Source organism: Streptomyces roseochromogenus subsp. oscitans DS 12.976, from assembly GCF_000497445.1.
Taxonomy (GTDB): Bacteria; Actinomycetota; Actinomycetes; order Streptomycetales; family Streptomycetaceae; genus Streptomyces; species Streptomyces oscitans.
Map to the genome: position 1 here is coordinate 4,605,160 of NZ_CM002285.1, position 19,598 is coordinate 4,624,757.

At 70.6% G+C, this 19,598-nt stretch carries 17 protein-coding genes and 1 pseudogene; 8 read left to right on the forward strand and 10 right to left on the reverse strand.

What is annotated here, in order from left to right; all coding sequences use genetic code 11:
* Nucleotides 1-83 precede the first annotated feature (83 nt).
* The 3 genes from M878_RS69495 (at nucleotide 84) to M878_RS69505 (ending at nucleotide 2,450) form a co-directional block, all read left to right on the forward strand.
* A complete protein-coding gene (locus tag M878_RS69495; RefSeq protein WP_023548328.1) occupies nucleotides 84-995 on the forward strand; it encodes a D-alanyl-D-alanine carboxypeptidase family protein in 912 nt (303 codons plus the stop codon).
* 104 nt (nucleotides 996-1,099) lie between these two features.
* Entirely contained in the window at nucleotides 1,100-1,450 is a 351-nt protein-coding gene (locus tag M878_RS69500) for a GntR family transcriptional regulator (RefSeq protein ID WP_023548330.1), read from the forward strand.
* Between the two features lie 19 nt (nucleotides 1,451-1,469).
* Entirely contained in the window at nucleotides 1,470-2,450 is a 981-nt protein-coding gene (locus M878_RS69505; protein ID WP_023548331.1) for an SdpI family protein, read from the forward strand.
* A gap of 229 nt (nucleotides 2,451-2,679) precedes the next feature.
* Here the strand turns inward: M878_RS69505 and M878_RS69510 are convergent.
* Nucleotides 2,680-2,985: pseudogene (locus M878_RS69510) on the reverse strand (lipid II flippase MurJ); the annotation flags it as partial.
* Between the two features lie 145 nt (nucleotides 2,986-3,130).
* On the opposite strand from M878_RS69510, the gene M878_RS69515 reads away from it, so the two are divergent.
* Nucleotides 3,131-3,973 carry a BRO-N domain-containing protein gene (locus M878_RS69515; RefSeq protein ID WP_023548337.1) on the forward strand — a complete coding sequence of 281 codons (843 nt, stop codon included), beginning with the start codon at nucleotides 3,131-3,133 and terminating at the stop codon, nucleotides 3,971-3,973.
* 88 nt (nucleotides 3,974-4,061) lie between these two features.
* On the opposite strand, the gene M878_RS69520 is transcribed toward M878_RS69515, so the two are convergent.
* The 3 genes from M878_RS69520 to pdhA are packed head-to-tail and all read right to left on the reverse strand — an operon-like array spanning nucleotide 4,062 to nucleotide 7,730.
* Entirely contained in the window at nucleotides 4,062-5,453 is a 1,392-nt protein-coding gene (locus M878_RS69520) for a dihydrolipoamide acetyltransferase family protein (RefSeq protein ID WP_023548339.1), read from the reverse strand.
* 11 nt (nucleotides 5,454-5,464) lie between these two features.
* The gene (locus M878_RS69525) at nucleotides 5,465-6,442 is read right to left on the reverse strand and encodes an alpha-ketoacid dehydrogenase subunit beta (RefSeq protein ID WP_023548341.1); all 978 of its coding nucleotides are present in this window, start codon (nucleotides 6,440-6,442) and stop codon (nucleotides 5,465-5,467) included.
* A gap of 1 nt (nucleotide 6,443) precedes the next feature.
* On the reverse strand, nucleotides 6,444-7,730 hold the full coding sequence (gene pdhA / locus M878_RS69530) for a pyruvate dehydrogenase (acetyl-transferring) E1 component subunit alpha (RefSeq protein WP_023548343.1): 1,287 nt from the start codon (nucleotides 7,728-7,730) through the stop codon (nucleotides 6,444-6,446).
* Nucleotides 7,731-8,052: 322 nt separating this feature from the next.
* Here pdhA and M878_RS69535 point away from each other — a divergent pair, with 322 nt between their 5' ends.
* Entirely contained in the window at nucleotides 8,053-8,730 is a 678-nt protein-coding gene (locus M878_RS69535; RefSeq protein ID WP_031225334.1) for a response regulator, read from the forward strand.
* A gap of 106 nt (nucleotides 8,731-8,836) precedes the next feature.
* On the forward strand, nucleotides 8,837-9,880 hold the full coding sequence (locus tag M878_RS69540; RefSeq protein WP_023548349.1) for a phosphotransferase: 1,044 nt from the start codon (nucleotides 8,837-8,839) through the stop codon (nucleotides 9,878-9,880).
* A 51-nt stretch (nucleotides 9,881-9,931) separates the two neighbouring features.
* Here M878_RS69540 and M878_RS69545 read toward each other — a convergent pair whose 3' ends face one another.
* A complete protein-coding gene (locus M878_RS69545) occupies nucleotides 9,932-11,578 on the reverse strand; it encodes a protein kinase domain-containing protein (protein WP_023548351.1) in 1,647 nt (548 codons plus the stop codon).
* 343 nt (nucleotides 11,579-11,921) lie between these two features.
* On the opposite strand from M878_RS69545, the gene M878_RS69550 reads away from it, so the two are divergent.
* Entirely contained in the window at nucleotides 11,922-13,556 is a 1,635-nt protein-coding gene (locus M878_RS69550; RefSeq protein WP_023548353.1) for a Stk1 family PASTA domain-containing Ser/Thr kinase, read from the forward strand.
* Nucleotides 13,557-13,671: 115 nt separating this feature from the next.
* Here the strand turns inward: M878_RS69550 and M878_RS69555 are convergent, their stop codons facing one another.
* Nucleotides 13,672-14,217: a bacterial proteasome activator family protein gene (locus tag M878_RS69555; RefSeq protein WP_023548355.1), complete on the reverse strand. Its 546-nt coding sequence runs from the start codon at nucleotides 14,215-14,217 to the stop codon at nucleotides 13,672-13,674.
* Nucleotides 14,218-14,391: 174 nt separating this feature from the next.
* Here M878_RS69555 and M878_RS69560 point away from each other — a divergent pair, with 174 nt between their 5' ends.
* A complete protein-coding gene (locus M878_RS69560; protein ID WP_023548357.1) occupies nucleotides 14,392-15,105 on the forward strand; it encodes a hypothetical protein in 714 nt (237 codons plus the stop codon).
* Between the two features lie 176 nt (nucleotides 15,106-15,281).
* Here M878_RS69560 and M878_RS69565 read toward each other — a convergent pair whose 3' ends face one another.
* The 4 genes from M878_RS69565 to M878_RS69580 all read right to left on the reverse strand — a co-directional run.
* Nucleotides 15,282-16,262, reverse strand: a complete 981-nt coding sequence (locus M878_RS69565; RefSeq protein WP_023548359.1) for an NAD(P)H-quinone oxidoreductase — start codon at nucleotides 16,260-16,262, stop codon at nucleotides 15,282-15,284.
* Nucleotides 16,263-16,334: 72 nt separating this feature from the next.
* Entirely contained in the window at nucleotides 16,335-17,432 is a 1,098-nt protein-coding gene (locus M878_RS69570) for a potassium channel family protein (protein WP_031225336.1), read from the reverse strand.
* The gene (locus M878_RS69575) at nucleotides 17,429-18,778 is read right to left on the reverse strand and encodes a molybdopterin molybdotransferase MoeA (protein ID WP_023548362.1); all 1,350 of its coding nucleotides are present in this window, start codon (nucleotides 18,776-18,778) and stop codon (nucleotides 17,429-17,431) included. Before M878_RS69575 ends, M878_RS69570 begins: the two co-directional genes overlap by 4 nt.
* Nucleotides 18,775-19,598: DUF6457 domain-containing protein (locus M878_RS69580; RefSeq protein ID WP_023548364.1), on the reverse strand; the 824-nt coding region annotated here is incomplete at its 5' end. The genes M878_RS69580 and M878_RS69575, both read right to left, overlap by 4 nt.

Consider the following 19,598-nt stretch of genomic DNA (forward strand, 5'->3'; position numbering starts at 1 on the left):
TGTCTCACACGTGCGGCCCCCTGCTCTCGCCACCTCAACTCGGCCGCACTCAGGGGCATTCAACACAATCGGGGTACATCACTTTGATTACCGGCATTAAGGGCACCCGCACCACACGTATCCGCAGAGCCGCCGCCGTCTCCGTCACCTCCGGCGCGCTGCTTGCGACCGCTGCCCTCACCGCGGCGCCCGCCCAGGCCGTCACCGCGCCCTCTATCGTGGCCAAGGGCGGCTACGTGATGAGCAACACGAGCGGTTCGACGCTGTACACCAAGGCGGCGGACACCCAGCGCTCCACCGGCTCCACCACCAAGATCATGACCGCCAAGGTCGTACTCGCCCAGTCGAACCTCAACCTCGACAAGCAGGTGACGATCCAGAAGGCGTACAGCGACTACGTCGTCAAGAACAACGCCTCCCAGGCGCACCTGATCGTCGGCGACAAGGTCACCGTCCGTCAGCTGCTGTACGGCCTGATGCTGCCGTCCGGCTGCGACGCCGCCTACGCGCTCGCCGACACCTACGGCTCCGGTTCCACCCGCGACGCGCGCGTGAAGAACTTCATCGGCAAGATGAACGCAGCCGCCACCAGCCTGGGCCTGAAGAACACCCACTTCGATTCGTTCGACGGCATCGGCAACGGCAACAACTGGTCGACGCCGCGCGATCTGACGAAGATCGCCAGCAGCGCGATGAAGAACTCCACGTTCCGCACGATCGTCAAGACGACGTCGTACACCGCGAAGACGATCACCAGGACGGGCAGCATCCGCACCATGCAGACGTGGACCAACACGAACACGCTGCTCTCCAGCTACAGCGGCACCATCGGCGTGAAGACCGGTTCCGGCCCCGAGGCCGGTGCCTGCCTCGTCTTCGCGGCCACCCGCAACGGCAAGACGGTCATCGGCACGGTTCTGGCCTCCACCTCGTACGCACAGCGCGCGACAGACGCCACGAAGCTCCTCGACTACGGCTTCGCCAAGCTCGGCTGACACACCGGCGGACAGCAGAACGGGCCCGTCGCGACAAGCGGCGGGCCCTTTCTGCTGCCCGCTCGCTGTGCAATAAAGCTGATGGTGATAGTTTCATTGGCACCATGCTGCTGCGTCTGGACAAGACCGACACCCGCCCCCTGCACGAGCAGGTCGCTGCGGCGATCCGGCGGGCCGTCGCCGAGGGCGAGTGCCACGCCGGCGACCGGCTGCCCTCGGCCCGCGATCTCTCCACGGCCCTGGACATCAACGTCAACACCGTCCTGCGTGGCCTGCGCGAACTGCGGGACGAGGGCCTGCTGGAGTTCCGCCGGGGCCGTGGGATCACCGTCGCCGAGGGCGCGGCCCAGCGCTCCGGACTGCAGATCAGGGTGCGCGAGCTGATCGCGGAGGCCTCCCGGCTCGGCTACAGCCGCACCGACCTCATCGACATGATCCGGGGGACGACGACATGACGGACGGGGACATAACGCGATGACGAACGGGGACAACGGGACAGGAGGCCGGAGCCGGGCCGCGCTCTGGGGACGCGCGGGATGCACGGCGTCCGTCGCCGCACTGCTCGCGGGCCTGCCCTGGGCCGCGCACGACCGGCTGCCCGACCGGCTGGCGACCCACTGGAGCGGCGGTGACACCCCCGACGGCTCCATGCCGCTGTGGGCGGCCTCCCTGTTCCCGGCCGGCATCTGGCTGCTCGTCGCCCTCGCGGTGAGCGTCCGCCGGCGCCGCTCCTGGCCTGCCGTACGCCCCTGGCGAGCGATAGCACTGGCGCCGACGGCGGCCCTGCTCATCGGCGCGCAGACATCCATCGTCCACGCGAACCTCGACCGCGCCGACTGGCACGAGGCGCGCGAACCGGGCCTGGACATCGTGCTGATCCTGGCATCGGCGGCGGTCGCTGGCGTGGCGGCCTGGCGCTGGAGCTCCCACCCCACCGCCACACCGGCCCTCGCCACCCCTGCGCTGCACCTGCCCGAGGGCGAGCGCCTGGTGTGGTTCTCCCGCGCGGCCAACCCCTGGCTGCAACTGCAGGCCGCGCTGACCGGCCTGGTCACCGTCGGCGCCCTGGTGGCCCTGACCGTCGGCCTGGCCGACCCCGCCGCGCTGTGGCCCGTGTGCGTGGTCTGCGCCATCGCCACGCTCGCCGGTGCCGCCTTCTCCTCGGTCCAGGCGAAGGTGTCGGAAGCGGGCCTGGAGGTGTCGTTCGGCCCGCTCGGCTGGCCCGCCCGCCGCTGGTCCCCGGCCGCCATCGAGTCCGCCCGCGCCGAGCACCGGCTGCCGTCCCAGGTCGGCGGCTGGGGCTACCGCCTCAGCGGTCTCGGCACCACGGTCATGCTCCGCGCCGGCGACTGTCTGGTCGTACGCCCGCAGGGCCGCCGTACGGACTTCGCGGTGAGCGTGGACGACGCCGAGCGGGGCGCGGCCCTGCTGAACGCGCTACGGCCGCGGGACTGAGCCGGGCACGGACGTCCGGGTTCCCTCCTTACTGTCACCTGTCGTCGCCCTTCGTCGGGAGCTGGTCGTAGGTCTTGAAGGTCATGTCACCAGCGTGCCGCCGTAGCCACTCCACCACCATCCGTGACATCCCGGACCCCACCCTGAGCGCCCCCTGATACAACGTCAGGGACCGGCAGAGATGGCACGGCAGGTGTCAGCCGAGGCCCGGAATCCGTCGGATGGCCGGCACGCTGACGACGAGGGTCACGAGCCGCTGTTCGTACGCCCGCACCAGCTGCGGCACCAGCACGGCGTTCAGCGCACCGCCGATCAGCAAGGTGTACAGGCTGGTCGGCACGGTGTTCGCCGTGTTGTACGTCGTCGCCAGCAGCCCCGTCCCGAGGGCGGCCGCTTGCAGGACCTGCCGGATCAGCCCGCCGGCCCGCGATACGACGGTCCCGCCGGCCATGAGCACAGAGGCCCGCCCGACCCCACCGCGCGCCGCAGCCGGAGGCTTTGCCTGCCGAGCCGCGGTCCTCGCCCCCGCCACCATGCCGTAAATCTACGGCAGTTGCAGGGAGACAAGGAGCGGCGCGGAACGGCACGAGGCGATCGACATCAGCGACTTCGTGTACGCGGCGACCGGGGCCCGGGTGCGAAGGCTGACCATGCCGGATGGGAGTCATTGGTTTCCGGCGGTGGATGTGTGCAAGGAACTCGGGCACACCAACCCGCAAAAGGCACTCTCCGACCATGTGCCCGCAGAACACCGAGAGTCTCTCGAGACCCTAACTGGAGGTTACGGTCTCAAGGTTCCCGCAGGTAGAGAGTGGCGGCGAGACCTGAATGTCATCTCTCTCCAAGGTCTCATCCTCCTCGTCAACGCCTGCACCAAACCCGCCTGCGCCCCCTTCAAGCAGTGGGCCGCCGAGGTTGTCGAGACGGTTCAGAGGGACGGTTCCTACACTCTGGAAGAGGCCGAGGTACAGCCCGCCGACCCCGGCGCGCCCGTCGCCTACGCCATGCCCGAGCAGGTCGCCGAGGCCATCGTCCGGCTTGAGGCGCACAACCTTCAGCTGGACGAGGAACTGGCGCAGGGGCAGCGCGAATCGATCGCGCTGCAGCGGGAGATGCTGGCCATCCAGGGAGAGACACTGGCCACGCAGAAGGCCACCCTCGCCGTACAACAGGCCATGGTCCGGGCGATGGAACGCATCGCGGACCGGTTCGACGCCCTCGTACTGGACCGTCGGATGCCTGTGCGACACACCATGGTGCTGCCCACCACCGAATCCGTACTGTCCGACTGGCGGCAGCGGCTGTCCGTGACGGAGGACGTCTGGGCCGTGGCCGTAGTGATCGCCCCGGTCCTCGTCGAGAAGGGCGAGCTTCGCGAGCCGCTTGAATCCATCGCGGCCCGTACGGGACTTTCGGTGCACCGCGTCAATGAATGCCTGCGGCTGCTGCGCAAGCACGCCTGCATCCGCTCCCGAGGCGGAGCCGAGGACGGGGCGCCGGTGTATGTGCTGAACCACTCCTGAACGCGCCTGAAAGACCCCGATGGAGAGGGGCGGTCGCAACTCGTATTTGCGGCCGCCCCTCACGGCTTCGAGGTTACCCCCCGAGCCGTCACGCCCAGGTGATCAACCGCTTCGGCTGTTCCAGAATCGCCGCCACGTCGGCCAGCACCTTCGAACCCAGCTCGCCGTCGACCAGCCGGTGGTCGAAGCTCAACGCCAGGGTGGTGACCTGACGCGGCTTGACCTTGCCCTTGTGCACCCACGGCTGGAGCTTGATCGCGCCGACCGCGAGGATCGCCGACTCGCCAGGGTTGAGGATCGGAGTTCCCGTGTCGACGCCGAAGACGCCGACGTTGGTGATCGTCACCGTGCCGCCCTGCATCGCCGCCGGCGACGTCTTGCCTTCCCGGGCCGTCGACACCAGCTCGCCCAACGCCTCGGCCAGCTGCGGGAGCGTCTTCGCGTGCGCGTCCTTGATGTTCGGCACGATCAGACCGCGCGGGGTGGCCGCCGCGATGCCCAGGTTGACGTAGTGCTTGAGCACGATCTCCTGGGCCGTCTCGTCCCAGGACGCGTTGATGTCCGGGTTCCGCTTGATCGCGACCAGCAGGGCCTTGGCGATCAGCAGCAGCGGGTTCACCCGCAGCCCCTGCATCTCCTTGTCCTGCTTCAGCTCCTCGACCAGCTTCATCGTCCGGGTCACGTCCACCGTCACGAACTCCGTGACATGCGGCGCCGTGAACGCCGAACCCACCATCGCCGACGCCGTCGCCTTGCGCACACCCTTGACCGGGATACGGGTCTCGCGTGTGCCGTCGTACGAGGCCACCGGCGCCGGCGTCATGGGCGCGGCGGGGGCCGCGGCCGGGGCGACCGGCTCCGCCGGCTTCGGCGTGGCCGCCGCGTGGACGTCGTCGCGGGTGATGATGCCGTCCGGGCCGGTCGGGATGACCGTGGCCAGGTCGACACCCAGGTCCTTGGCCAGCTTCCGCACCGGTGGCTTCGCGAGCGGGCGGGGCTTCTCGGCGACCGTGCCGTGGCCGTGGCCGTTCAGCTCGGTCTGGATCGCCTGGGCCACCGCCGGGACGGTGACCTCGGGGCCCTTGCGGGGGCGGCGCTTGGTGGAGGACGTTGCCACGCCGTAGCCCACCAGGACCGGCTGGCGGCCCTGCGGCTTCGGCTCCTCGGCGGGGGCCTCGGCGGCCGCAACAGGCGCCGCCTCCGCGGGCACCGCCGCGCCGCCCGCCACGTCCACGGCGATGATGGCGGTGCCCACGTCGACCGTGGTGCCCTCGGGGAAGTGCAGGGACCGGACCACACCGTCGTACGGGATGGGCAGTTCGACGGCCGCCTTGGCGGTCTCGACCTCGCACACCACCTGGCCGTCGGTGACCGTGTCACCGGGCTGGACGTACCACTTGAGGATCTCGGCCTCGGTGAGTCCCTCGCCGACGTCCGGCATCTTGAACTCGCGTACGGACGCTTCCGTCATCGTCGTCACGAACCTCTCCCTCAGTACGCCAGCGAGCGGTCGACGGCGTCGAGCACGCGGTCCAGGTCCGGCAGGTACTCCTCCTCCAGGCGGGCCGGGGGGTAGGGGGCGTGGTATCCGCCTACCCGCAGGACCGGGGCCTCCAGGTGGTAGAAGCAGCGCTCGGTGATCCGGGCGGCGATCTCCGCGCCGGAGCCGAAGAACACCGGTGCCTCGTGGACGACGACCAGGCGGCGGGTCTTCTCCACCGACGCCTGAACGGTGTCGAAGTCCAGGGGGGACACCGAACGCAGGTCCACGATCTCAAGGGACTTGCCCTCCTCGGCCGCCGCGTCCGCCACCTCCCGGCACAGCTTCACCATCGGGCCGTACGCGGCCAGCGTCAGGTCCGTGCCCTCGCGGACCACCTGCGCCTTGTGGAGCGGGGCCGGGATCGCTTCGGCATCGACCTCGGCCTTGTCCCAGTAACGGCGCTTCGGCTCGAAATAGATCACCGGGTCATCGCTCTGGATCGCCTGCTGCATCATCCAGTACGCATCCGACGCATTCGACGGAGACACGACCTTCAGACCCGCCACATGCGCGAACAGCGCCTCCGGGGACTCCGAGTGGTGCTCCACCGCTCCGATCCCGCCGCCGTACGGGATGCGGATCACGACCGGCATCTTCACCTTGCCCAGCGACCGCGCGTGCATCTTCGCAAGCTGGGTGACGATCTGGTCGTACGCCGGGAAGACGAAGCCGTCGAACTGGATCTCCACCACCGGGCGGTAGCCGCGGAGCGCGAGGCCGATCGCGGTGCCGACGATGCCCGACTCCGCCAGCGGGGTGTCGATCACCCGGCTCTCGCCGAAGTCCTTCTGCAGGCCGTCCGTCACACGGAAGACGCCACCGAGCTTGCCGACGTCCTCACCCATGACCAGGACCTTGGGGTCGGTCTCCAGGGCACGGCGCAGCGACTCGTTGATGGCCTTGGCCATCGCCATCTTCTCGGCCATGTCAGTGACCCCCTTCACCCGCGGCGAAGCCGCTGTCGGACCCGGTCGCGAACGTCGCCTGGTAGGCGGCGAACTGAGCGCGCTCCTCGTCGACGAGCGCATGCCCGTCCGCATACGCGTTCTCGAAGATCGCGAAATGATCCGGGTCGGGCATCGCACGGACCACTTCGCGCACTCGTTTGCCCAACGCCTCGGACTCGGCCTCGAGTTCCGCGAAGAATCCGTCGTCCGTGTGGTTTGAGGCCTCCAGGTACCGGCGAAGGCGCAGGATCGGGTCCTTGGCCTCCCAGGCGGCGCGCTCGTCGTCGCCCCGGTAGCGGGTGGGGTCGTCGGAGGTGGTGTGGGCGCCCATGCGGTACGTGTACGCCTCGACCAGGGTCGGGCCCTCGCCATTGCGGGCGCGCTCCAGCGCCCAGCGGGTGACCGCCAGGCAGGCCAGCACGTCGTTGCCGTCCACGCGGACGCCGGGGAAGCCGAAGCCCTGGGCGCGCTGGTAAAGCGGTACCCGGCTCTGCTTCTCGGTCGGCTCGGAGATCGCCCACTGGTTGTTCTGGCAGAAGAACACCACGGGGGCGTTGTAGACCGCGGAGAAGGTGAACGACTCGGCGACGTCGCCCTGGCTGCTCGCGCCGTCGCCGAAGTAGGCGATCACCGCGCTGTCCGCGCCGTCCTTGGCGATGCCCATCGCGTAGCCGGTGGCGTGCAGCGTCTGGGAGCCGATGACGATCGTGTACAGGTGGAAGTTGTTGCTGTTCGGGTCCCAGCCGCCGTTGTTCACGCCGCGGAACATGCCGAGCAGATTGGTCGGGTCGACCCCGCGGCACCAGGCGACGCCGTGCTCGCGGTAGGTCGGGAAGACATAGTCGTCGTCGCGCAGGGCCCGGCCGGAGCCGATCTGGGCTGCCTCCTGCCCGAGCAGAGAGGCCCACAGGCCCAGCTCGCCCTGGCGCTGCAGGGCGGTGGCCTCGGCGTCGAAGCGACGGGTGAGCACCATGTCGCGGTACAGCCCGCGCAGGTCTTCGGGGGTGACGCCGGCGACGAATGCGTCGTACTCGGCGTTCTTGACCCGCTTGCCCTCGGGCGTCAGCAGCTGGACGAGCTCCGGCTCGGTGCTCTTCTTCGCCGCGGCGCGGGTGGTGCGGGTGGTGCGTTTGGTGCCGGTGGCTCCGGACGTGTTTCCGGCCGTGCCGGTCTTCGTTCCGGTGGTGCCGGTCTTGCTGCCGGTGGTGCCGGCTTTGCCTGCGGCGCTGCGTCGCGGCTTGCGCGCGGCACTGCTGTCCACGGTCACGTGTGCTCCTCCGTCGTTCCGGCCCCCGGGGTTGCCGGTAGGCCAGTGCGGCTCACCTGTTTCGACCACCGGGCACGGGGTGGGTGCCACTCGGCCGGGAACAGGCGTGACAGGTGCCCCGGCGAGCGCCCTGCAACCATCACGTTACCCAGTGCTCCACATTTCTGTGAAACCTCATCTGACCTGCGATTTTGCTTGGATTTCCAAGTAAATCGAGAAGGTCTCGAAGCGCGCTGGTCACAGCCTTGCGAAAGGCCGGAGCAACCGCACGTTATCCCGCTGACCCAGGTCACGGGAAGAGTTTGTGTGTGAGACTGCTTTCGTGCGCGAACCAGGAAAAATCAGCGTATTTCTCCTCGACGATCATGAGGTGGTCCGCCGAGGCGTCCACGAGATGCTCTCCGTCGAGCCGGACATCGAGGTGGTCGGCGAGGCCGGCACGGCGGCCGACGCGCTGGTGCGCATTCCGGCCACCCGCCCCGACGTGGCGGTGCTGGACGTGCGGCTGCCGGACGGCAGCGGGGTCGAGGTGTGCCGGGAGGTCCGCTCCCAGGACGAGACGGTGCGGTGCCTGATGCTGACCTCGTTCGCGGACGACGAGGCGCTGTTCGACGCGATCATGGCGGGTGCCTCGGGGTACGTCCTGAAGGCGATCCGCGGCAATGAACTGCTGCAGGCGGTACGGGACGTGGCCGCCGGGAAGTCCTTGCTGGACCCGGTCGCCACCGCGCGCGTGCTGCAGCGGCTGCGCGACGGCGGCGGCGCGCGGACGGACGACAAGCTCGCGCAGCTCACCGAGCAGGAGCGGAAAATCCTCGAACTGATCGGCGAAGGGCTCACCAACCGGCAGATCGGCGAGCGTTTGCATCTCGCCGAGAAGACGATCAAGAATTACGTTTCGAGTCTGCTTTCCAAACTCGGTATGCAGCGCCGCTCGCAGGCCGCCGCTTATGTGGCCCGTATGCAGGCGGAAAAGAGCGGCGGAAACGGAAATCTTTGATAAAGCCTGCCGCGTGCGGCCTGCCCTGTGACCGAAAGCGATCGCCCGCGACTGCCTGTGACAAGCCCCAGCTCACAGCAACTTTTCGTGCCCTAACATCTGCGGCGTGCCGCGCTCATGTGTACCACCGCTCGTACCCCATGCGCCCCCTCTGGGCGCTCTGCTCCGCCTGTACGCCGCCGGTACCGCCCTCACCTGTGAGCCGGTCGAGCAAGGTCTGCTGAACCGCGGCTACCGGCTGTGCACCACCCGCGGCCGCTATTTCCTCAAGCATCACTTCGACCCCGACACCGCCGACCCGGCCGCCATCGAGCGCCGGCACCGCGCCACCCAGCGCCTGGCCGACCTCGGCGTCCCGGTCTCCGTGCCGATCGCGCACCGCGAGGGCCGTACGGTCGCCGTCGTCGGCGGCCACGCCTATGCCCTGCACCCCTGGATCGACGGCAGGCACCGTCACGGCTGCCAGCTCACGCGCGGGGAAAGCGCGCGCCTGGGGGCGCTCCTGGGCGCCGTGCACGCCTGTCTGGAGCGCGTGATGCCACCCAAGGGGCGCACACGCCCGGCCACGAGCCCCCACCCGGTGGAGAGCGCCGACCCCGTCGACACCTTCGCCCTCATCGACGATCTGCTCGCCCATGTACGCCGGCACCGCCCGGCCGACGCCTTCGACGTACTGGCCAGGCACCGGCTGCTGGAACGCCGCGCGCTCGTGGAGCAGCACACGGACCGGCGCCCGCCGCCCGGCGGCTCGGTGGGCTGGGTGCACGGCGACTTCCACCCGTTCAACGTGCTCTACAAGGACGACACCCCGGCGGCCATCGTGGACTGGGACCGGCTGGGTGTGCAGCCCCGCGCCGAGGAGGCCGTACGCGCCGCCGCGATCTTCTTCGTACGGTCCGCGGGCGCCCTGGACCTGCTGAAAGTGCGCGCCTACGCGCGCGCGTACCGGCGCGCGGCCGGTGCCACGCCCTCCGAGCTGGCGGCGGCCGTGCACCGGGTGTGGTGGGAGCGCCTGAACGACTTCTGGATGCTGCGCTGGCACTACGAGCGCGGTGACACTCGCGCGGACTGCCAGTTCCCGGCCGCGTCGGCGCTCGTGGTGTGGTGGACACGCGAGTACGACGCGGTGTGCGACGCGTTCGCACAGTGAGCGCCGGCGGATCGGCTCAGGGAGAGGCCGTCACCGGCGCGTGGGTGTCCTTCAGCCGGTCGGGGCACCCGTGGCACCGGCCGCGGTGCCCGCGTTGGTGCCGGCGTTCGTGGTGCCCGCGTTCGTGCCGCCGTTCGTCGTGCCGGTGTCCGTACCGCCGTCCGTGGTGCCCGCGTCCGTGCCGCCGTCCGTGGTGCCCGCGTCCGTGCCCCCGCTCGTGGGGTCCGAGGACTGCGACGGCGAGGGCTGCGGGTCCGACGGCTGGTCGGTCGGACCTGTGGACTGCGACGGCGAGGTCTGCGGGTCCGACGGCGTGTAACCGGACCCGCCCGAATCCGAGCCCGAGCCGTTGCCGGTCGCGGTGTCCGAAGGCTGGTCGGTGGTGTTGTCCGACGGGCTCGGGGAATTCGAGTCGTCCTTCGTGGACTGCGAGCTGGTCGTCGGCGGCTTGGTGTCGGATCCGGTGCCGGTGCCGCCGCCCGTGCCCTTGAGGGCCAGCGCGACACCCGCCGCGATCGCGATGACCGCGAGAACGGCGAGGATCCACAGCTTGCCGCGGCCGCTGCCCTTGTTGCCGTGCCCCTCGAAACCGCCGTCGTCGCCGTTGCCGTAACCGGACGGCAGGATCGACTGCGGGATCTGCGCGGTCCCGGCGCCGTACTCGCCCGGGTGCTGCATCGCGGTCGTCCCCGTGAAACCGCCCGCCGGGGTGTGCCGGCCGTCGTGCGCGGCCACCGGGCCGGTGTTCCAGGTGCCGGTGTGGCCGCCCTGCTCGTACAGCATCTGCAGGCCGTACTGGACCATGCCGCGCATCTCCTCGGCCGTCTGGAACCGGTCGTCCGGCTCCTTGGCGAGCGAGCGCATGACCATGCCGTCCAGCTCCGGCGGGCAGCCGTCGGAGAACTCGGAGGGCGGGGTCGGGATGTCCTGGACGTGCTGGTAGACGACCGACAGCGGGGTCTCACCGGTGAACGGGGGCCGCAGCGCGAGGAGTTCGTACAGCAGGCAGCCGGTCGCGTACAGGTCGGAGCGGTGGTCCACGGCCTTGCCGAGCGCCTGCTCCGGGGAGAGGTACTGCGGCGTGCCCATGACCATGCCGGTCTGCGTCATCGTTGTCGAGGCGCCGTGCAGGGCGCGGGCGATGCCGAAGTCCATCACCTTGACGGCACCGCTGTTGGTGATGATCACGTTGGCGGGCTTGATGTCGCGGTGCACGATGCCGTGCTGGTGCGAGTAGGCGAGTGCCTCCAGCACGCCGGAGACGATGATCAGGGCCTGCTCGGGGCCGGGCGCCTCGGCGTTGATCAGCAGATCGCGGATGGTGCGGCCCTCGACCAGCTCCATCACGATGTACGGCACGGACTGGCCGCCGACGAAGTCCTCGCCGGAGTCGTACACGGCGACGATCGCGTGGTGGTTGAGGCCGGCGACCGACTGTGCCTCACGCGTGAAGCGTGCCTTGGAGACGGGGTCCTCGGCGAGGTCCGCACGGAGCAGTTTGACCGCGACGGTACGGCCCAGCCGGACGTCCTCGGCCGCGAAGACCTCGGCCATGCCGCCCCGGCCGAGCCGGTGGGTCAGCCGGTACCGGCCGTCGCCGACGAGCCCTCCGTTGCCCCACATCTCCGGCGCGTCCGACATGCCGCCGCCAGTCGCCTCGGGGTCGGACGGGCCCTGGGCGCGCTGCGTCTGTGCCATCAGTCCTCGCCGTCGTTTCTGCCCGCGGTGCGCGCGGTGTTGTTACGGTCTCCGTCGGCCACGCTACAGCCTCCGCGCGAGCCACCGGTTCGGAACCGGAACCGGGACCGGCCGAAGCCAGACCGGCCATGAAACCTCTAGCACGCGCTGTCGTGCAAATTCTGTGGACCGCTGGTACGCCCCCTGTAACGCTTGCGCGACGCTTCTTGCGCGTACGGTCACGGAACGGGCACCGAGCTTGACGTGTCAGTGCCCTGGGGCAGACTTGGCCGGGAATGACGCATTCGATCAAGGCCCGTGCGATGAGCGAAGACGCCGGACGGCCAGTGGGGGACACGGAGAGATGAGCCAGGACGGCGCACACGGCCGGTATACGGGGCAGTCGCTGGCCGGCGGTCGCTACCAGCTGCGGGACCTGCTCGGCGAGGGCGGCATGGCCTCGGTGCACCTGGCGTACGACGCCGTGCTCGACCGTCAGGTCGCGATCAAGACACTCCACACGGAACTCGGCCGGGAACAGGCCTTCCGTGAGCGCTTTCGCCGCGAGGCCCAGGCCGTGGCCAAGCTCACGCACACCAACATCGTCTCCGTCTTCGACACCGGCGAGGACGATCTGGGCGGTCTGACGACGCCGTACATCGTCATGGAGTACATCGAGGGCCGCCCGCTGGGCTCGGTCCTCGAGGAGGACATCCGGCAGTACGGCGCGATGCCCGCGGACAAGGCGCTGAAGGTCACCGCGGACGTACTGGCCGCGCTGGAGATCAGCCACGAGATGGGGCTGGTCCACCGCGACATCAAGCCGGGCAACGTGATGGTGACCAAGCGCGCCGTGGTCAAGGTCATGGACTTCGGCATCGCCCGCGCCATGCAGTCCGGCGTGACGTCGATGACCCAGACCGGCATGGTCGTCGGCACCCCGCAGTACCTCTCGCCGGAGCAGGCCCTCGGCCGTGGCGTGGACGCCCGCTCCGATCTGTACTCGGTCGGCATCATGCTGTTCCAGCTGGTCACCGGGCGGCTGCCGTTCGACGCGGACTCACCGCTCGCGATCGCGTACGCGCATGTGCAGGAGGAGCCGGTGGCTCCTTCGTCGATCAACCGGTCCCTGCCGCCCGCAGTGGACGCACTGGTCGCCCGCGCGCTGAAGAAGAACCCGAACGAGCGTTTTCCGACCGCGGAGGCCATGCGCGACGAGTGCCTGCGCGTCGCCGCCTCCTTCCACGCGGCCGCGCCGAGCATCGTGCCGGGCGCCGCGCCGACGCAGAGCGGCTCGGGCGTCGGCTCCGCGGTGTTCCCGCCGGTCGACCAGACCGCCCAGCCGGCCCCGGGCCCGGTCCAGACGCCGTACCAGCCGGGCCCGTACGGCGCACCGCAGACGCCCGCCCCGGCGGCCTACGGCTACCCGCAGCAGGGCGGCTATCAGACGCCTCCGGTGGGCTACGGCCCGCAGGGCGTGCAGACCCCGCCGCCGTACGCGGTCGCGCCGCAGCCGGCCACGCCGCAGCCCGGGCCGGGCGCCGGCGGCGGCAAGAGCAACAAGCCGGTGATCATCGGCTCGGTCGTGGTGTCGCTCGTCGCGGTCGTCTCCCTGGTCCTCGCGTTGACGATGAGCGACGGCGGCAGTGACACCCAGGGCGGCGGTGGCGGTGGCGCGAGCGCCTCGGCGTCCTCCCAGCCCGCGGGCTACCGCGGGCCGGACCGGACCCGGGTGATCGACAAGACCAAGTGCACGGAGCCGGAGAAGTCCTGGGACGACGAGACCAAGATCGAGCTGCCCGACTTCCGGTACAAGGACCTCGACTCCGTGAAGGCGTGTTTCCAGGCCGCGGGCTGGCAGTACAAGATCACGCCGCAGAACGACAACACCTGGGGCAAGGACACCGTCCTGGACCAGTTCCCGTCCGAGGGCACGGCCGTCGACAAGAAGAACCCGGGAACGATCGAGCTCACGGTCTCGACGGGCAACCCCGCCTGACACCGGCCGTCTCCATCGGCATCCGCAGGAAACCTCCGCAGGCAACAGGAAGCCCGGCACGATTCCGTGCCGGGCTCCGTTCGTTGCTCCGCTGGTTACAGGTACGGCCAGGTGGTTACAGGTACGGCCCGCCCGAGCGGCCGGCGGCACGGTGGTCGTCGCCGCCCTCGTGACCGGTCACGCCCGGCGGGAGCGCGCGGCGCATCTGCTCCAGCTGGGCCCGCGCGGCCATCTGCTGGGCGAACAGTGTGGTCTGGATCCCGTGGAAGAGGCCTTCCAGCCAGCCCACCAACTGCGCCTGCGCGATCCGCAGTTCCGCGTCGCTCGGGGTGGCCTCGTCGGTGAACGGCAGGGAGAGCCGCTCCAGTTCCTCGACCAGCTCCGGCGCGAGGCCGTCCTCCAGCTCCTTCACCGAGCTGGCGTGGATTTCCTTCAGCCGCACCCGGCTCGCCTCGTCCAGAGGAGCCGCGCGCACCTCCTCCAGGAGCTGCTTGATCATGCTGCCGATCCGCATGACCTTGGCCGGCTGTTCCACCTGCTCCGTCACCGGGATCTCGCGGGAGTCCTGGTCCCCGTTCCCACCGCCGAGGGCCATTCCGTCCTGGCCCACGACGAGGATCTGGGGATTCTCCGTCGTCCGTTCGTTCCTCGGCATCTCCATGCCGCCATTCTCTCGCACCCGTACACCTCATCACCGTGGTGCCCCCTCATGGGGGTGATCCACCGTTTAGACCCTACGGCGCAATCTGAAATGCCCTGTTCGCCATGGAATGTGAGGCTTATTTCCGTCGGTTATCCATCGATCACGGCATCCGGGCTCCGGGAGGTCACCGACGTGACTCCATGGCTGCGCATCACACTCCGCTGCATACGGCTGCTCCTCGTCCTCGCAACGACCCTGCCCGCGTACGACACCGCCACCGCGTACGCCACCGCCCCCGGCCCGGGAAGCCCCGCCCGCGGAAGCCGAGCCGAGCCGAAACACCTGCACCGCCCGGACCCCCCGGACCACGCCGAGGCCACGCCCCGCGACCCCCCGGACGGCCTCGCCCCCGATCCCGCAGACCCCGCCGATCACGCCCATGACCAAGCCCCCGGCCACAACCACGACCACGATCCCTGGGACTCCCCCGCCACCAGCCCCTCGCTGACCCCCATACCCACCGATTCGGCCTCCGCCTCGTACCGCCCGGTGCCGACCGTCGAGCCGACCCGTGCGGGCAGCCGGGCCGGCGAGGGGCGGATGCGGCCGGGTCGGCCGGACGGGCCCGCGGCCGAGGTGGAGGGGGAGGACGACCCCGTACCCACCCAGGCTCGGGGCACCGGCCGACCGGAGGAGCCGGAGACCGCGAACCTCCCGTCCGCGACCCCGACACCCTCGGACGCCCCCGGCCAGGCCGGTCTCCAACCCCCCGCCCGGAACGGCGGCCGGCAGGGCGAGACCGCCACCGAGCCGGTCCTGCAGATCCTCCCGCTGGGCACCGGCCTGGTCCTCATCGGCCTCGGCCTGGCCCTGGCCTTCCTGGGCTTGAAACTCCGCAAAGACTGACAACGGCAACCGCAGCGGCCGTCGTGCAGCCTGCGCAGCTGCGGGCAGTCGTGCCACCCCAGTGCCTTAAGGGCCTGGGGGACCCCCAGGCGGCGCCCGTCCCACAGAAGCGGCCCTCTGCACGCGCCTGCAAGCCCCCGGGCCCAGCCACAGCACAGGGCACCGCCACTGTGGCGTTACGGCGCCACCAGCAGCACCTTGCCCACATGCCCGCTCGCCTCCACCACCCGATGCCCCTCGGCCGCCTCGGCCATCGGCAGCTCCCGGTCCACAACCGGCCGTACATGCCCCCCGGCCAGCAGCGGCCACACATGCTCCCGCACCGCCGCCACGATCGTCGCCTTCTCGCTCAGCGGCCGTGCCCGCAGCGAGGTCGCACTGATCGCGGCCCGCTTGCCGAGCAGCGTGCCGATGTTCAGCTCGCCCTTGGCCCCGCCCTGCATTCCGATGATCGCGAGACGCCCGCTGACGGCGAGCGCCTGGATGTTGCGGTCCAGGTACTTCGCCCCCATGTTGTCGAGGATCACATCGGCTCCCGCACCTCCGGTGCCCTGCTTGATCTCGGCGACGAAGTCCTGCTCGCGGTAGTTGATGAGGATGTCCGCGCCCAGCTCGGCACAGCGCTCCAGCTTCTCCTTCGTGCCGGCCGTCACCGCGACTTTGGCCCCGACGGCCTTGGCGAGCTGGATCGCCATGGTGCCGATGCCGCTGGACCCCCCGTGCACGAGCAGCGTCTCGCCGGGCCTCAGGTGGGCGATCATGAACACGTTGGACCAGACCGTGCACACCACCTCGGGCAGCGCGGCCGCCTGCTTCAGATCGACGCCCTCGGGCACGGGCAGCAACTGCCCGGCCGCTACGACGACCTTCTCGGCGTACCCGCCGCCCGCGAGCAGCGCGCACACCTCGTCGCCGACGGCCCAGCCGGAGACCCCGGGGCCGAGTGCGGCGATCCTGCCGGAACACTCCAGGCCGGGGTAGGGGGAAGCGCCGGGCGGCGGGTTGTAGAAGCCCTGCCGCTGCAGGATGTCGGCACGGTTGACGGCGCTGGCCACCACCTCGACCAGCACCTCGCCCTCGCCGGGCACCGGATCGGGAACCTCCGCCCACACCAGCGCCTCGGGACCACCAGGTTCGGGAATCGTGATCGCATGCATGCCCGTGACGCTACTCCCCGCAGATGACGGGTCTGGGGCAGACCCGCTCACCCCAGATTTCCGGACGCCGCGTCAGTCGCGGGGCAACGGCCGGTTGTCCAGGGTGACCTGGGCGCCGTGGGACGCGCGGACGATCGTGATGAGCCGGTCGGTCAACTGGAGGGTGCCGACGGCCGGGTCGTCGTAACCGAGCACCCGATGCCCACGTACGACGCTCACCACGAGGTCGTCGGTCTCGCGCGTCCGCTTGCCCACCTCGGCGCGGACCACCGGGCGTTCCACAAGGCCCAGCCCGCTGCCCTGCTGGATCAGGTCTTCCATGACCATGCCGGCGGCGGGGCTGAGCACGGAGAGGCCGAGCAGCCGGCCGGCCGCGCTGGCGCTGGTGATGACGGCGTCGGCCCCGGACTGCTTGAGCAGCGGCGCGTTCTCCTCCTCGCGCACGGCGGCCACGATCTTCGCGCTCCGGTTGAGCTGCCGGGCCGTGAGCGTGACGAGGACAGCGGTGTCGTCGCGCTGGGGAGCGATGATGATCTGGCGGGCCTTGTGCAGTTCGGCCCGTTTGAGCACGTCACTGCGGGTGGCATCGCCCATGACCCCCGCATAGCCCTCGGCAGTGGCCGCGTCGACGGCCTTGGCGCTCGGGTCGACCACGACCACCTGCTCCTGCTTCAGCCCCGTCGCACAGACGGTCTGGATCGCGGACCGCCCCTTGGTGCCGAAGCCGATGACGACGGTGTGGTCACGCAAGGCCGACCTCCAGCGGTTCAGGCGCCATTCCTCCCGGGTGCGTTCGGTGAGGACCTCCAGTGTGGTGCCGACCAGGATGATCAGGAACAGCACGCGCAGGGGTGTGATGACGAAGATGTTGGTGAGCCGGGCGCCGTCGCTGACCGGGGTGATGTCGCCGTATCCGGTGGTGGAGAGCGTCACAGTGGCGTAGTAGAAGGCGTCGAGCAGATCGACCGAGTCATCCGCGTTGTCGTGGTAGCCGTCGTGGTCGGCATAGACGACCAGTGCGGTGGCGACCAGCACGAGCAGGGCCATGAGCAGCCGTTTGACGACCTGGCGGATCGGGCGCTCCACCACTTTCTTCGGGAGTTTCACCCGATGGGTCACCAGATGGTCGCCCGCCTGGCGGGCGATGGCGTCATGGCCCGGAAGTTTCACGTGAAACACACCCCGATCCCCGCGGCCGCCCACGGCAGGTCCAGCAGCTCGGTCTCCTCACCCTGCCCGGCCCCGCCGGGCGGTACGACGGCGAGCGCGTCGGCGGCGGCGATCCCGCGGAGCATGGCCGGACCGTTGTAGTGCAGCGGCGCGGCACGGTCGCCGCGCAGTACCACCGGGACAAGCCGGGTGTCGTGCGGGTGTCCCTGGATCGCCTCCTTGAGCGGCAGCGTGTATGGCTCGGGGGCCGGGTGGGCGGCCAGGGTGCGCAGCAGCGGCTCGGCGAGCGTGAGCAGACCCGAGACGGCGGCGAGGGGGTTGCCGGGCAGGCCGACGACGTGCTGGGCGTCCTTGGTACGGGCGAGCAGCATGGGGTGGCCGGGACGCACCTCGACGCCGTCGACGAGGAGTTCGGCGCCGATGCGTTCCAGGACGGGATGGACATGGTCGACGGGTCCGCCCGCGGTGCCGCCGGTGGTGACGACGAGGTCGGCTTCGGAGCCGGTGACGGCCTGGTGCAGAGCCTCGGCGTCGTCGCCGATCCGGCGCACGGCGACGACCTCGGCGCCGAGCGCGCGCAGCCAGGGCGGCAGCATGGGGCCGAGCGCGTCCCGGATCAGCCCGTCGTGCGGCAGGCCCTCGGTCAGCAATTCGTCGCCGAGGACGAGGACTTCGGCGCGTGGCCGCGGTACGGCGGTGACGCTGTCGTATCCGGCCGCCGCGGCGAGACCCAGGACGGCGGGGGTGACCACGGTGCCGATGGGCAGCAACTGGTCACCACCTCGGCACTCCTGGGCACGTGGGCGGATGTCCTGGCCTTGTGCCAGCTCCCGGGTGGTGTGGAGCCGGCCCTGTGCATCGGTGCGGCCGTGCTCACTGCGCAGCACGGCAGTGGTGTCGGCGGGGATGCGGGCGCCGGTGGCGATGCGGACCGCTTCGCCGTCGGTGAGCGGCTCCGGCTGTGCGTGTCCGGCGAGCACGCCCTCGTCCCGTACGTCCCAGGGGCCGGGCCCGGCGACCGCCCAGCCGTCCATCGCGGAGGTGTCGAAGGAGGGCAGGTCGGTCAGCGCGTCGAGAGGGGCGGCCAGGACGAGACCGAGGGCGTCGCCGAGCGGCACGGTGACGGGGGCACGACGGACGCGGGTGCGGGCGGCGCGGGCGGCGATCTCACGGGCCTGGCGCCATGGGACGGCCCGGTGCTCCTCACCGTGTGCTTCGGGCGCCGGTGCGGGCACCTGTCCCGGTTGGTCGTCGTTGGCTTCCCTCACGAGGGCCAGGGCCTCCTCGACGTCGAGGTCGTCGCTGTCCTCGGCGGGCGCTGCGGCCCGGGTTCCGGGGGCGGTCATCCGGCGTCCGGGGCGCTCGGGCCCCCGCTGCTCTCTTTCCCGCTGTTCTCTTTCCCGCCCCCGTTGTTCTCTTCCTCCCAGCGCAGCGCGAGCGCGGCCGCCTTGCGGGTGGCCTCGGCGACCGCCTCGGGGCCTCCCTTGCCCTGCGCCGCGGCATAGCCGACGAGGAAGGTGGTCAGCGGGGCGGCGGGCCGGGCCACGCCGTGTGCGGCGTCACGTGCCAGGTCGAGCAGCGCGCCGGTGTCGACGTCCAGGTCGATGCCCAGCTCGTTCTTGACTGCGGAGATCCATTCATCCAACACGTGCCCATGCTCCCTGATGCGTGCCCTGGCGCTGACGAGGTCGTCCCAGGTGTCGCAGTCGAAGGACGCGAGCGGGTCCGGGACGCGGGTGAGACTGAGGGCGCCGGTCAGCCGGCGCAGGGGCAGTCCGGTCAGGCCGTCGGGCCCGGCGGCGAGGGCGGCCAGCTCGCGTCGGAGCGCGGCGGTGCGGTAGGCGGCCACGAGCGGCTGGTCACGGCCGTCGGCGTCGGTGAGCAGCGCGCCGTCGCCTCCGGTCTCGCGCAGGGCCGTCAACAGGCGCCGCAGTGTGGCCGGCTGGAGAAAGGGCAGGTCGGCGGAGAGGACGACGGTGTGCTCGGCGGTGGTGAGCCGCAAGCCGGCGTCCAGCGCGGCGACCGGTCCGGCGCCGGGCGGCTCCTCGCGCGTCCAGCGCACCGGTCGTGCGGTGGGCCGCCGGCCGGCCACCACGACGGTGGTGCCGGCGCCCGCGCAAGCCGTGAGCACCCGGTCGATGAGCGCCCGGCCCCCGACCCGCAGAC

Coding starts and splice junctions, on each gene's coding strand:
- M878_RS69545 (WP_023548351.1), bottom strand. CDS start 11,578: ATGGCACAGACGCAGCGCGCCCAGGGCCCGTCCGACCCCGAGGCGACT.
- M878_RS69555 (WP_023548355.1), bottom strand. CDS start 14,217: ATGGAGATGCCGAGGAACGAACGGACGACGGAGAATCCCCAGATCCTC.
- M878_RS69525 (WP_023548341.1), bottom strand. CDS start 6,442: ATGGCCGAGAAGATGGCGATGGCCAAGGCCATCAACGAGTCGCTGCGC.
- M878_RS69550 (WP_023548353.1), top strand. CDS start 11,922: ATGAGCCAGGACGGCGCACACGGCCGGTATACGGGGCAGTCGCTGGCC.
- M878_RS69575 (WP_023548362.1), bottom strand. CDS start 18,778: ATGACCGCCCCCGGAACCCGGGCCGCAGCGCCCGCCGAGGACAGCGAC.
- M878_RS69500 (WP_023548330.1), top strand. CDS start 1,100: ATGCTGCTGCGTCTGGACAAGACCGACACCCGCCCCCTGCACGAGCAG.
- M878_RS69565 (WP_023548359.1), bottom strand. CDS start 16,262: ATGCATGCGATCACGATTCCCGAACCTGGTGGTCCCGAGGCGCTGGTG.
- M878_RS69505 (WP_023548331.1), top strand. CDS start 1,470: ATGACGAACGGGGACAACGGGACAGGAGGCCGGAGCCGGGCCGCGCTC.